13 protein-coding genes are annotated in these 13,145 nt (G+C 66.9%); 4 read left to right on the top strand and 9 right to left on the bottom strand.

The window, feature by feature from the left end; all coding sequences use genetic code 11:
• From SYV04_RS30065 to SYV04_RS30105, 9 genes are all read right to left on the bottom strand, one after another.
• Positions 1–294: a 50S ribosomal protein L23 gene (locus SYV04_RS30065; RefSeq protein WP_321549398.1), complete on the bottom strand. Its 294-nt coding sequence runs from the start codon at positions 292–294 to the stop codon at positions 1–3.
• Complete coding sequence (rplD, locus tag SYV04_RS30070) at positions 291–914, bottom strand: 50S ribosomal protein L4 (RefSeq protein WP_321549399.1); 624 nt, start codon at positions 912–914, stop codon at positions 291–293. The genes SYV04_RS30065 and rplD overlap by 4 nt, the downstream gene beginning before the upstream one ends.
• A 51-nt stretch (positions 915–965) precedes the next feature.
• Entirely contained in the window at positions 966–1,274 is a 309-nt protein-coding gene (gene rpsJ, locus SYV04_RS30075) for a 30S ribosomal protein S10 (RefSeq protein WP_002614753.1), read from the bottom strand.
• Positions 1,275–1,456: 182 nt separating this feature from the next.
• Positions 1,457–2,647: an elongation factor Tu gene (tuf, locus tag SYV04_RS30080; protein WP_321549400.1), complete on the bottom strand. Its 1,191-nt coding sequence runs from the start codon at positions 2,645–2,647 to the stop codon at positions 1,457–1,459.
• A gap of 126 nt (positions 2,648–2,773) precedes the next feature.
• A complete protein-coding gene (fusA, locus tag SYV04_RS30085; protein WP_321549401.1) occupies positions 2,774–4,849 on the bottom strand; it encodes an elongation factor G in 2,076 nt (691 codons plus the stop codon).
• Between the two features lie 96 nt (positions 4,850–4,945).
• Positions 4,946–5,416 (bottom strand): 30S ribosomal protein S7, encoded by a 471-nt coding sequence (gene rpsG, locus SYV04_RS30090; protein WP_321549402.1) that lies wholly within the window; start codon positions 5,414–5,416, stop codon positions 4,946–4,948.
• A 134-nt stretch (positions 5,417–5,550) separates the two neighbouring features.
• Complete coding sequence (gene rpsL / locus SYV04_RS30095) at positions 5,551–5,922, bottom strand: 30S ribosomal protein S12 (RefSeq protein WP_321549403.1); 372 nt, start codon at positions 5,920–5,922, stop codon at positions 5,551–5,553.
• 201 nt (positions 5,923–6,123) lie between these two features.
• Positions 6,124–6,618, bottom strand: coding sequence for a ribosomal protein S18-alanine N-acetyltransferase (rimI, locus tag SYV04_RS30100; RefSeq protein ID WP_321549404.1), 495 nt, complete (start codon positions 6,616–6,618; stop codon positions 6,124–6,126).
• The gene (locus SYV04_RS30105) at positions 6,615–7,334 is read right to left on the bottom strand and encodes a hypothetical protein (protein WP_321549405.1); all 720 of its coding nucleotides are present in this window, start codon (positions 7,332–7,334) and stop codon (positions 6,615–6,617) included. The genes rimI and SYV04_RS30105 overlap by 4 nt, the downstream gene beginning before the upstream one ends.
• 116 nt (positions 7,335–7,450) lie before the next feature.
• Here SYV04_RS30105 and dnaJ point away from each other — a divergent pair, with 116 nt between their 5' ends.
• From dnaJ to argS, 4 genes are all read left to right on the top strand, one after another.
• Positions 7,451–8,623: a molecular chaperone DnaJ gene (gene dnaJ / locus SYV04_RS30110; RefSeq protein ID WP_321549406.1), complete on the top strand. Its 1,173-nt coding sequence runs from the start codon at positions 7,451–7,453 to the stop codon at positions 8,621–8,623.
• Positions 8,624–8,730: 107 nt separating this feature from the next.
• Positions 8,731–9,459, top strand: coding sequence for a HEAT repeat domain-containing protein (locus tag SYV04_RS30115; protein WP_321549407.1), 729 nt, complete (start codon positions 8,731–8,733; stop codon positions 9,457–9,459).
• Between the two features lie 251 nt (positions 9,460–9,710).
• Complete coding sequence (locus tag SYV04_RS30120) at positions 9,711–11,267, top strand: hybrid sensor histidine kinase/response regulator (RefSeq protein WP_321549640.1); 1,557 nt, start codon at positions 9,711–9,713, stop codon at positions 11,265–11,267.
• A 68-nt stretch (positions 11,268–11,335) separates the two neighbouring features.
• Positions 11,336–13,054 carry an arginine--tRNA ligase gene (gene argS / locus SYV04_RS30125; protein ID WP_321549408.1) on the top strand — a complete coding sequence of 573 codons (1,719 nt, stop codon included), beginning with the start codon at positions 11,336–11,338 and terminating at the stop codon, positions 13,052–13,054.
• Positions 13,055–13,145: the final 91 nt, after the last annotated feature.

The following is a 13,145-nucleotide window of genomic DNA, read 5'->3' on the forward strand; positions in this document are numbered from 1 at the left end:
CTAGACCGCCTCTCCCTCGAAGAGCTCAATCTTGTCGCCCTCTTTGAGGGTGACGATGGCCTTCTTGTAGTTGGGGCGCTTGCCGATGCTCCGGCCCACGCGCTTGATCTTGCCGCGGACGATGTTGGTGCGAACGCCCTCGACGGTGACCTTGAACAGGCTCGCCACCGCGCGCGCCACGTCCACCTTGGTGGCCTTCTTGTCCACGATGAACGAGTACTGGCGGAACTTCTCGCGGGCCGCGTCCAGCTTCTCGGTGATGACCGGACCCTTGATGACGTCGTGGATGTTCATGACAGAGCGCCCTCGATGGCCTTCGCGGCCGCGGAGGTGAGGACCAGCTGCTTGTGACGCAGCAGGGACTCGACGTTCAGGCCCTCGGGGGCCAGCACGTCGAAGTTGGCCAGGTTCCGCACGCTGCGGTGCAGGTTGGCGTTGCCCTTGTCGTCGATGACCAGGGCGTTCTCGAGCTTCAGGCGCTTGGTGAGCACCTCGAAGGCCTGCTTGCTCTTCGGGGCATCCAGCTTGAAGCCGTCCAGGATGAACAGGGCGTTCTCACGGGCCCGGAGCGACAGGGCCGCGCGGAGCGCGCCGCGGCGCACCTGGCGAGGAGGACGGTAGAAGTAGTCCCGCGACTTGGGGGCCATGGCCTTACCGCCACCCACCCAGTGGGAGGCGCGGATCGAGCCCTGACGGGCGCGACCGGTGCCCTTCTGCTTCCAGGGCTTCTTGCCGCCGCCGCGGACGAGCGAGGTGTTCTTCACCCCCACCGTGCCGCGCCGCCGGTTGATCTGCTGCATCTTCGACACCTCATAGAGGAGGTGCGGGTTCGGCTCGGCGCCGAACACCTGGTCGGAGAGCTCGAGCTCCGAGACCTGCTTACCATCCAGGTTGATTACCTTGAACTTCGCCATGACAGTTTCCTCGGGGGTCGGAGTGCAACCGCACCAACCCTGCCCCGCTTCCTAGGACTTGATCTCCACATCAACGCCGGCAGACAGATCCAGCTTCATCAGCGCGTCCAGCGTCTGCTGGGTCGGCTCGAGGATGTCGAGCAAGCGCTTGTGAGTGCGGATCTCGAACTGCTCGCGGCTCTTCTTGTCCACGTGCGGCGACCGAAGGACCGTGAACTTGTTGATGCGCGTGGGCAGGGGGATCGGACCGGCCACCTTGGCGCCCGTGCGCTTGGCCGTCTCGACGATCTCTCCAGCACTCTGGTCCAGGAGCTTCGAGTCGTACGCCTTCAGCCGGATGCGAATCTTCGTTGTCGCCATTTCTAAAAAACCTCTTTGACGGCCCCTACTTCTGGAGGCGTTACGTTCGACGTCCCCTAGATGTCACAGAGCCGTGCTTCAGACGAGGGGCGCGGCATGTACCACTGCACCCCAGTGGTTGCAACTCATTTCCGACAACTCCCCAGCGGATTCATGCCATCCGCCGGGGAGCAGGCGGGTAACTAAGCGATGACCTCGGCAACGACGCCGGCGCCCACCGTGCGACCACCCTCACGGATAGCGAAGCGCAGCTCCTTCTCCATGGCCACCGGAGTAATGAGCTCCACCTCGATGGCGATGTTGTCGCCCGGCATCACCATCTCCACGTTCTCCGGCAGCTTCACCGTGCCCGTCACGTCCGTGGTGCGGAAGTAGAACTGGGGACGGTAACCCTTGAAGAACGGCGTGTGACGGCCTCCCTCTTCCTTCGTCAGCACGTACACCTGCGCCTTGAACTTGGTGTGCGGCATGATGCTGCCCGGCTTGGCCAGCACCTGCCCGCGCTCCAGGTCCTCACGCTTCAGACCGCGCAGCAGCGCCCCGATGTTGTCTCCCGCCATGCCCTCGTCCAGCAGCTTGCGGAACATTTCCACACCGGTGATGACCGTCTTCTGCGTCGGGCGGATGCCGACAATTTCAACTTCCTCGCCCACCTTGATCTTGCCGCGCTCCACGCGGCCAGTGGCCACGGTGCCACGGCCGGCGATGGAGAACACGTCCTCCACCGGCATCAGGAAGGGCTTGTCGGTGGCGCGCTGCGGGGTGGGGATGTAGCTGTCCACCGCCTCCATCAGCTTGAGGATGGCTCCCTCGCCAATCTCGCCGGCGTCACCCTCCAGCGCCTTGAGCGCGCTGCCGGGGATGATGGGGATCTGATCGCCCGGGAAGTCGTACTTCTTGAGCAGGTCGCGAACCTCCATCTCCACCAGCTCGCGCAGCTCCGGGTCGTCCAGCATGTCCACCTTGTTCAGGAAGACGACGATGTAGGGCACGCCCACCTGCCGCGCCAGCAGGATGTGCTCGCGCGTCTGGGGCATCGGGCCGTCAGCGGCCGACACCACCAGGATGGCGCCGTCCATCTGCGCCGCGCCCGTGATCATGTTCTTCACGTAGTCGGCGTGGCCCGGGCAGTCGACGTGCGCGTAGTGGCGGTTCTTGGTCTGGTACTCCACGTGGGCCGTGGAGATGGTGATGCCGCGCTCACGCTCCTCGGGGGCCTTGTCGATCTGGTCATAGGCCAGGAACGTGGCGCCGCCCGTCTTGGCCAGCACCTTGGTGATGGCGGCGGTCAGCGACGTCTTGCCGTGGTCCACGTGTCCAATCGTACCGATGTTCACGTGGGGTTTGTTTCGCTCGAACTTCTCCTTGGCCATGACAACTCCTGGTGAGGCCGGCGCGACGGCCGGCGTTCCATGCGGATAAAGAAAGTGCTGCGTCGTGCTTCAAAGACAGCGAAAGATCAACTGAAATCGCCCGGGAGGCGACCTACCGGGCAGCCCTTAACGGTTCAGGGCCTTCTTCTGAGCCGGCGCGTAGTGGCTGAACTGCATGGTGTAGGTGGCTCTTCCCTGGCTCTTGCTCCGCAGGTCCGTTGAGTAACCGAACATGGAGGCGAGCGGCACCTGCGCCAGGATGGCCTGCACCCCACCCGGCCGAGGCTCCATCCCCTGGATCTTCCCGTGCCGGCCGTTCAGGTCGCCGATGACGTCGCCCATGAAGTCGTCCGGGGTGACGATCTCGCAGCTCATGATGGGCTCCAGCAGCACCGCCTGGGCCTTGTTCGCCGCCTCGCGGAAGGCCATCGAGCCGGCGATCTTGAAGGCGATCTCGCTCGAGTCCACGTCGTGGGTGGAACCGTCGAAGGCCTCGACCTTCACGTCCACCATCGGGTAGCCGGCCACCGGACCGTTCTGCATGGTCTCGGAGACGCCCTCCTTCACCGCCTCGACGAACTCCTTGGGCACCACGCCGCCGGTGATCTTGTTCTCGAAGACGAAGCCCTTGCCCTGCTCGTTCGGCGACACCCGCAGCCAGATGTGGCCGTACTGGCCCTTGCCGCCCGACTGGCGGATGTACTTGCCCTCCGCCTCCGCGGGCATGGTGATCGTCTCGCGGTAGGCCACCTGGGGCTTGCCCACGTTGGCGTCCACCTTGAACTCGCGCAGCAGCCGGTCGACGATGATCTCCAGGTGGAGCTCGCCCATGCCGGCGATGATCGTCTGCCCCGTCTCCTCGTTCGTCTTCACCCGGAACGAGGGATCCTCCATCGCCAGCCGCTGCAGCGCCTGGATGATCTTGTCCTGATCCGCCGTCGACTTCGGCTCGATGGCGATGTCGATCACCGGCTCGGGGAACTCCATCTTCTCGAGGATGATGGGGTGCTTGTCGTCGCAGAGCGTGTCACCCGTGGCGGCCAGCTTCAGGCCCACCACCGCGCAGATATCGCCAGCGAAGCACTCGGTGAGCTCGTCCTTCTTGTCCGCCCGCATCTGCACCAGGCGGCTGACACGCTCACGCTTGCCCTTCACCGAGTTCCACACCGCCGTGCCCGCCTCCAGCCGCCCCGAGTAGACGCGCAGGAACGTGAGCGTCTGGGCGCTGAAGGACGGATCGTTCATGATCTTGAACGCCAGGGCACTGAACGGCGCCTTGTCGTCCGTGGCGCGCTCCTCCTCCACTCCCTTGGGGTTCTTGCCGCGGATCGCGGGAACCTCCAGCGGGCTGGGCAGGTAGTCCACCACCGCGTCCAGCAGCGGCTGCACGCCCTTGTGCCGGAACGCCGAGCCACAGAACACCGGGAAGAGCTTCAGGCTCACGCAGCCCTTGCGGATGGCCCCGCGGATCTCGTCCTCGGTCAGCTCCCCGTTTCCAAGGAACTTCTCGGTCAGCGCGTCGTCCTGCTCGGCCGCGGCCTCCACGAGCTGCGCGCGGGCCTCCTCTGCCTGGGCCCGGAACTCCTCGGGGATCTCCACCACGTCGTAGCGGCTGCCCTGCTCCTGGTCGTGGAACACCAGCGCCTTCATCCCCACCAGGTCGATCACGCCGCGGTGCTTGTCCTCGGCGCCCAGCGGCAGTTGCATACGCACCGGGCGCGCGCCCAGCTTCTCGCGGATGGTGCCCACCGACATCTCGAAGTCGGCGCCCACCCGGTCCATCTTGTTGATGAAGCAGATGCGCGGGACCTTGTACTTGTCCGCCTGCCGCCAGACCGTCTCGGACTGGGGCTCCACACCGTTCACCCCGTCGAAGACGGCGATGGCGCCATCCAACACGCGCAGGCTGCGCTCCACCTCGATGGTGAAGTCCACGTGCCCCGGCGTGTCGATGATGTTGACACGGTACTTCTGCTTGTTCCGTTCCCAGAAGGCGGTGATCGCGGCGGACGTGATGGTGATGCCACGCTCGCGCTCCTGAACCATCCAGTCCGTGGTCGTGGTGCCTTCATGCACCTCTCCCATCTTGTGGATGGCGCCTGTGTAGAACAGGATCCGTTCGGTGGTCGTCGTCTTGCCGGCATCGATGTGCGCCATGATGCCGATGTTGCGGTAGCGCTCGAGCGGATACTCGCGAGCCATTGCCTCAAACCCCTTCGAAACGGAATGTCAGAGAACTGCAACACCCGGATACGCCAGGCGCATCCGGGTGTCAGACCGCGAAGCCTCTGAAGAGGCCTACCAGCGGTAGTGCGCGAAGGCCTTGTTCGCCTCCGCCATCTTGTGCGTGTCCTCGCGCTTCTTCACGGCGTTGCCACGGTTGTTGGCAGCGTCCATGATCTCGCCCGCGAGCTTCTCCTGCATCGTCTTCTCGCCACGCGCCTTGGAGTACTGGATGATCCAGCGCATGCCCAGCGCGACGCGACGGTCCTGACGGACCTCGACGGGGACCTGGTAGGTGGCGCCACCGACGCGGCGGCTCTTCACCTCGAGCACCGGCTTGACGTTGTCCAGGGCCTTCTTGAAGGTCTTGAGGGGGTCTTCCTTCGCCCGCTCCTCGATGAGCGAGAAGGCGCCGTAGCACACGCCCTCGGCGATGGACTTCTTGCCCTTGCGCATCAGGTCGTTGACGAACTTGGTGACAAGGCGATCCTGGTACTTCGGATCGGGCAGGATCTTGCGCTTGGCTACTACGCGACGACGAGGCATCTCTTCTTCCCTTACGCCCTGCCCCCGAATCCGGGAGCCAACGGGGCTTTATGAACTGCACGGAATGAACAGGACCGCTCCCCAGGGTGTGGGGCCAGCGTCCCAACTCAACTGCTGGAGGTGATCGAACCGCCTCAGCTCGGGCGCTTGGCGCCGTACTTGGAGCGGCTCTGCTTGCGACCCGCCACGCCGACCGAGTCGAGCGTGCCACGGATGATGTGGTAGCGGACGCCCGGGAGGTCCTTCACGCGGCCTCCGCGGATCATCACCACCGAGTGCTCCTGGAGGTTGTGACCCACGCCCGGGATATACGAGGTGACTTCGATCCCGTTGGTGAGGCGCACGCGCGCCACCTTGCGAAGGGCCGAGTTCGGCTTCTTCGGCGTGGTGGTGTACACGCGGGTGCAGACGCCACGCTTCTGAGGGGACTCCTTCAGGGCGGGGCTCTTCCCCTTCACATTCAACTTCTCGCGGCCCTTGCGGACCAGCTGGCTGATCGTCGGCACTGACGCTTCCTTCTCACTGGCCGCCGGTAGCTAAGAGGCGGCGCATATAGACCTACAACCGGGCTTAAAAAGGGCCGCGAGTATAGGGAGGGGCCTTCCCGTGTCAAGCACGGCCTGACCCTCGATGGTGTGCAACCATCGGGTGGGTACAGGTCCTTCCCTGGAACTCGGGGTTGGAGGGCTCCTCTACTCCTCGTGCCACTAGAAGTCGAGGACCATCACGATCGCGTCCTCTTTCTCGTCCGCGTAGTAGTTCGGTCGCACGCCCACCGAGCGGAAGCCCAGGGACTTGTAGAGACCGATCGCCGCCTCGTTGCTGCGGCGCACCTCCAGCGTGGCCAGGGTGCAGCGGCGGTGGCGGCCCCGCGCCAGCACCTCGTCCATCACTGCCCGCCCTACCCCGCGGCGCCGGTGCTCTGGCGCCGTCGCCACGTTGAGCACGTGTACCTCGTCCTGGACGATCCAGAAGATCGCCAGGCCCAGCAGGTGCTTCTCCCCGTTGGGCAGCGGCTCCTCCACCAGCAGGATCGTCGACCAGTCGTGATCCAGCTCCCGCCGCAGCAGTTCCGGCGACCAGGGGTTGCGGAACGAGGCCTTCTCCAGGGTGATCACCGCCGGCATGTCCTCGTGGGTCATCTGCCGGATCAGGAACGGGTGCCGACCCTCCGGCATGCCGTCTTCGCGTAAGCGCCTCATCGCCGTGCCTCCCGGGCAAACGGCGCCACGCGCCGCACCTGAGCGGAGTCCCGCACCTGGGCCAGTTCCTCCGCGGCGAGCGCCTTGTAGCGCTCCTGGAAGAGCTTGTCTCGTAGCCGGCCCTTCACCGCCTCGTACCCCTGGGGATATTCGTCGGCATGCTGCTGGAAATAGTGCTTCGCCTCCGCTTCGGTCACCTGGGCGCGCAGCCGGATGCGACTGTCGAGGATTCGCTCGGCGCGGACGCTGCGCTCGAGTACCTCGCTCAACTGCCCCACGTCCGCCCCAGACCGCGCCAGGAAGGCCTGGAACGCTTCCTCGCTCTCGAAGCGCTCGCGGAACCGCCCCAGCCGCTCCTCGACCTCCGCCTGCTCCGCCGCGAAGGCCTCGAGCCGGTCCGCGCTCAGCACCTGGAGTCGCTGGCCAATCACCAGCTCGAGCGCTCCCCTCAGCGTCTCATCGTCGAGCGGCGCGACAGCCGCCTGCACGGCCCCTCGCTCGATGAAGGCCACGCGGGTCTCGAACTCGAGCTCGCTGCGGGTCAGCACCTGGCCCTCGATGATCGCCACCACGCGGTCGATCTCCCGGCCTTCCGCAGCCCGAGGGGCTTCTGGAGCCTCGCCCGCCTGCGCCCAGGCCCCTGCCCCGAACGGCGCCACCGCGAGCCACCCCGCCAGCACAAGTATTCCCGGTCGATGACGGCGCCGCACTGCCATGGGCCCCTTCCTCACCGGCCACTTTATACATCGCCCCCAGAAGCACGCAGTCTGCTGGCCAAGCCCGCCGGACTGGTTACGTTCTTGCAGTCGGAAATTTTCAGGACAGGTCAGCAATGGCGGACGACTACTACCAGATCCTTGAAGTCCCTCGGACAGCGTCCGCGGAGGACATCAAGAAGTCCTTCCGGAAGCTGGCCCGCAAGTACCACCCCGACGTCAACCCGGGAAACAAGTCGGCGGAGGAGCGCTTCAAGCAGCTCAACAGCGCCTTCGAGGTGCTGTCGGACCCTTCGAAGCGCAAGCTCTACGACGAGTTCGGCGAAGACGCCGCGAAGATGGGCTTCGACGAGAAAAAGGCGGCGTCCTATCGGGCCTACCGTGCCGCTCGGGCGCACGGGGGCGGCGGCGGGGGCGGCATCCCCTTCGGCGGTGGGGGTGGCGGCGGCGCGGACTTCGACTTGGGGGACCTCTTCGGAGACCTCTTCGGCCGAGCGGGCGCCGGCGGCTTCGACATCAACGAAGCCTTCGGGCGCCGCGCAGGCCATGGGGGCCCCGAGCGCGGCGAGGACCTCTCCGCCAAGGTGCAGCTCACCCTGTCCGAGGCCATCTCCGGTACCGAGCGCGGGCTCAGCCTCCAGCGCCCCGGCCGCTGCCAACGCTGCCAGGGTCAGGGAGAGGCGGGCCGCAGCGGCCCCTGCCCCACCTGCAAAGGCACGGGCCGCACCCGACGCAGTGCCGGCATGCCCTTCGCGGGAGCCTGCCCGACGTGCAACGGCACCGGTCGGGCCGCCGAGCCCTGCTCGGCGTGCCAGGGCACGGGCGTCGTCGAGGAGACGACCCGTCTCACGGTGAAGATCCCGGCCGGCGTCCAGACGGGCTCCAAGGTCCGGCTCTCTGGCCAGGGCGCGGCGGGAACTCGCGGCGGTCCTCCGGGTGATCTCTACATCGAGACCGAGGTGGCCGAGCACCCGCTGGTGCGCCGGGAGGGGGATGATCTCTACCTGGACCTGCCGGTGACCGTCACCGAAGCGCTCCTCGGCGCGGAGGTGAAGGTGCCTACCTTCCAGGGCGAGGTGACCTTGAAGGTGCCTTCCGGCTCGCAGTCCGGCCGGAAGATGCGCCTCAAGGGTCGCGGGGCCCCCTCGCTCAAGGGCGGGGCCACGGGCGACCTCTACCTCGTCCTCCAGGTCAAGGTGCCCGAGAACGCCACCCCCGAGGTCAAGGCGGCCGCCGAGGCGCTCGCCCGCGGGTACCCCCAGGACGTTCGCCAGGAGTTGAAGCTCTAGGCTCCCACCCGACATGACACCCTGCCCTCTCTCTTGCCTATTGCCTTGCCGGGCGCCGCGTCCTACACGGCGCCTCCACATCCCGTCCTTTCTTGGAGCACTCGCACATGGGCCTCTTTGATCTCTTCGGTGGTTCCGGCCCCGAGAAAGCCCTCAAGCTCAAGCCCAAGGTCACCCAGAAGTATGGGGACCCGGCCAGCCGCCAGAAGGCCATTCAGCAGCTCGGGGAGATGAAGTACCCCGAGGCCGTCTCCGTGCTGCTGGCCCGCTTCACCTTGACCGTGGACCCGCTCACCACCGACGCGGACGAGAAGGACCACGTCTACGAGCTCATCAAGAGCTTCGGCAAGGACGCCATCGCTCCCATCCAGGAGTTCCTCCGCAAGAGCGACCAGGCCACCTCCTGGGCGGTGCGACTGCTCGAGGAGCTGGTGCCCGAGTCCGAGGCCCTGAGCATCTTCCTCGACACGCTCACCCACCTGAGCACCCACTACACGCGTGACCCGGAGAAGAAGGTCGTCCTCCTGCACCACGTCAGCAACAAGCAGGATCCGCGCATCGCCCCCGCCGTCCTCCCCTTCCTCGAGGACATGTCGGACGACGTGAAGATCGCCGCCCTCAAGGCGCTCGGCCCCCTGAAGCACGAGCCGGCCCGTGAGCCCATGCTCCAGCTCCTCACCGGGAGCGAGACCGCGCGTCGCGTCCAGACGGCCGCCCTGTCAGCACTCCATGAGAGCGGTTTCAACGTCCAGGGATACCGGGAGAAGGTGGAGTCCGCCCTCGTCGAGCCCTATGTCGTCGACAAGGACGGTGTGCTGGTCAAGCGCCAGGCCTGAGCCCTCCCTCGTCGCGGGCGCTGTCGGGAAGCCGACAGTGCCATTGTCTTCTCGGGCGCATCTGCCCCGCGGGGCCGTTTTACGCGGTCGCTGCCTTGGAGCAGGATGGGGGGGTGCGTTCATCCAAGAAGAAGGGCCCTCCCCTCGCTGAAGTCGTCACGCTCCGGCCCCACTTGAAGAAGCAGCCCAAGCGGCCGGCACGTCCCATCCCTCCCGTCGAAGCCGAGGAGGCCGAGCGCGCGCTGCTGGAGATGGCGCGCCAGCTCACCACCAGCGCCAGCACCACCGAGGTGCTGCGCCAATACCTGCAGGTCATCTTCAACCTGCTCAAGCCGAAGGTCTGCTACGTCGCCCGGCACTTCGCCGAGCGCAACCAGCTGCACGTCGAGCACGTGCGCGGCCGCTACGACGAGCGCGTCACCGCCGCTGTCCCCGACAAGGGTGTGGTCGGCCGCGCCTTCTCCGAGAACGCCGTGCTGCGCGACGAGGACACCGTCGCCGTGCCGCTCGAGAACCCTCAGGGCGTCACCGGCTGTCTGGCCATCATCGCCCCTCGCCGCGAGGCCTCGGAGACGCTGCTGCGCGCCCTGGCCGGCCAGCTCTCCGCCGCCTATGAGGTGGCGCGCCTGCGCGACGACTCCGCCCGGCGCAACAAGGATCTGCAGACGGCCATCGCCGGCCTCAAGAGCCTGGAGCAGAACCGCGAGGAGCTGCTCGGCAACGTCTCGCACGACCTGAAGAACCCGCTCACCACCATCAAGGCGTACCTGGCCATGGTGGGCCGCGAGAAGCTGGGCGCCCTCAGCGAGTCCCAGCGCCGCGCCGTGCAGATCTGCGACCGGAACTCGGACCGCATGCTGCGCATGGTGAATGATCTGCTGCTCATGTCCCGGCTCCAGTCCGGGAAGATGCAGCTCAACCAGCGCCCCTTCGGCCTCAAGGCCGTGGCCGAGGAGGTGCTGCGCGCCCTGGCCGCCCTGTCCGAGCACAGCAAGGTGCGCCTGCACATTCCCCCCTGCCCCGAGGTCTTCGTCCGCGGCGATCGCGAGCGCGTCGCCGAGGCCATCCACAACCTCGTGGAGAACGGCATCCACCAGAGCGAGGAGGGCGGCACCGTCGAGATCCGCGTCTCCACCGAGGAGGGCCTCGCCGCCCTCTCCGTGAAGGACTGCGGCCCGGGCCTCTCCCAGGAGGACCTGGAGAACATCTTCGATCCGTTCTACCGCGCCCGCTCCGGTCAGCCGAGGCCCCTGGGCGGCCGGCTGGGGCTGCCGCTGGTGGCCAAGATCCTCGCGCTCCACGGCGGGCGCGTGGAGGCCAACAGCACGCTCGGTGAAGGCTCCACCTTCCAGCTCGTGTTGCCCATGTTCGCCGGGGCCGTCAGCACGCCGGACATCACCCAGGCGGCCCCGCGCGCCGGCGGCATCCTCCTCGTGGAGGACGACGCGGACTGCCGCGAGGTGCTCCAGCAAGTGCTCGAACAGGAGGGCTACCGGGTGATGGCCACCTCGGGCGCGGCGGAGGCCCGCTCCGTGCTCTCGCACATCCGCCCGGCCATGGTGCTGCTCGACCTGCGCCTGAGCCAGGAGGATGGCCGCTCCGTGCTGCACTTCATCCGCGGCAGCGAGTCGCTCTCGGACATCGTCGTCTACATCATCTCCGGCGCCAGCGAGGTGGCCTCGCTCAGCTCCGGCCAGGGCTTGGACCGCATCGACGGGTTCTTCGAGAAGCCCCTGCAGTTGCCCCGGCTGCTGGACACCGTCGCGGCGGTGGTCCGTCCCAGCCGCCGCAACCCCGCCTCATCCTGACGGGGGGCCTCCCGCGGGTACGAAAGAGGCTGGAAAGCCTCCCACCTCCGCTAGTATCCGCGCGGCCCATGAGCACTTCCGTCCTTTCCCGCTATCGCACCGCGTTCGCCGAGGCGCTTGCCCAAGCCCTCGGCGTCCCCGCTTCCGAGATCGAGCCGCAGATCAAGCCGGCGGATCCCGCGCACGGGGACCTGAGCTTCGTCACCTTCCCGCTGGCCAAGGCGCAGAAGAAGGCGCCCCCCGCCATCGCCTCCTCCCTCGCCTCCGCCGTGAAGGTGCCGGGGCTCGAGGTGGCGGCCACTGGCCCCTACGTCAACGCGCGCTTCGCCACCCAGCCCTTCTCCTCCGAGGTCATCGACACGGCCCGCAAGGAGGGCCCCGCCTACGGCCATGGAGACGACGGCAAGGGCAAGACGGTGGTGCTCGACTACTCGTCGCCCAACATCGCCAAGCCCATCGCCTTCCACCACATCCGCTCCACCGTCATCGGCCACTGCCTGGCCAACCTGTACCGGGCGCTCGGCTGGAAGGTGGAGGGCATCAACTACCTGGGCGACTGGGGCAAGCAGTTCGGCCTGGTGGCGGTGGGCTTCCAGGAGTACGGCGATCCGGCTCGCAAGGAGGAGGTAGGGCACCTCATCGAGGTGTACGTGAAGGCCAACAAGCGCGCCGAGGCCGAGCCGGCCTTCGACGAGCGGGCCCGTGAGTTCTTCCGCCGCATGGAGGCCAATGACGCCGAGGCCCTGTCCTTGTGGCAGCAGTTCCGCGAAACCTCCATCCGCGACTTCGAGCGCATCTACTCGCGCCTGGGCATCCGCTTCGAGCACATCGAGGGCGAGAGCCGCTACCAGGGGAAGATGGAGCCCGTCATCGAGGAGATCTCCCAGAAGGTGGGCGTCAAGGAGTCGAAGGGCGCGCTCGTGGTGGATCTGCCCTACGCCGAGGGCGAGCCGCCCGTCATGCTCAAGAAGAACGACGGCAGCACGCTGTACGCCACGCGCGATCTGGCCGCTGCCACGGACCGGTACGAGCGCTTCCAGTTCGACAAGGCCCTCTACGTCGTCGCCAAGGATCAGCAACTGCACTTCAAGCAGTTCTTCCTGGTCCTTCAGAAGATGGGCAAGCCGTGGGCGGACCGGCTGGTCCATACCTACTTCGGCCGCGTGCAGGGCATGAGCACCCGCAGGGGCGAGGTGGTGCTGCTCGACGACGTGCTGGATCAGGCCAAGGAGCTGGCCCGGAAGAAGGTCCAGGAGAACATCGAGAAGGGCCGCATCCAGACGGACAACCCGGAGGAGCTCTCCGAGCAGATCGGCCTGGGCTCCATCGTCTTCGGCGACCTGCGGCACAACCGCACCAGCGACTACGCCTTCGACTGGGAGGAGGTGGTCAGCTTCGAGGGCCACACCGGCCCCTACGTCCAGTACGCGCACGCGCGCACCTGCAACGTGATTCGCAAGGGCGGTGGCGCGCCGGCCAGCTTCGACGGGGCGCTGCTGACGCTGCCCGAGGAGCAGGCCCTGCTGCGCGTCCTGGCCCGCCTGCCCGTGGTGGTACGCGAGGCCGCCGAGCAGTACGAGCCGAGCCTGGTGGCGCGTCTGATGCTGGACCTGGCCGCCGCCTACAACCGCTACTTCACCGCCGGCAACCAGGAGCGCGACAAGCGCATCCTCGTGGAGGGCAACGACGCGCTGCGCGCCGCCCGACTGGCGCTGACGGATGCCACCCGCGTGACGCTGGCCTCCGGGCTGACGCTGCTGGGTATCCCGACGCCGGAGAACATGTAGCTAGCCCCCTCGGGAGGAGCTCCCCATGGAGAGTGCCGTGGCTCGGACTTCGAACCAGGAGCAGGAGGCGGCCTTGCTGAAGGAAGAGTTC

Source organism: Hyalangium ruber (genome assembly GCF_034259325.1).
GTDB classification, from domain to species: Bacteria; Myxococcota; Myxococcia; order Myxococcales; family Myxococcaceae; genus Hyalangium_A; species Hyalangium_A rubrum.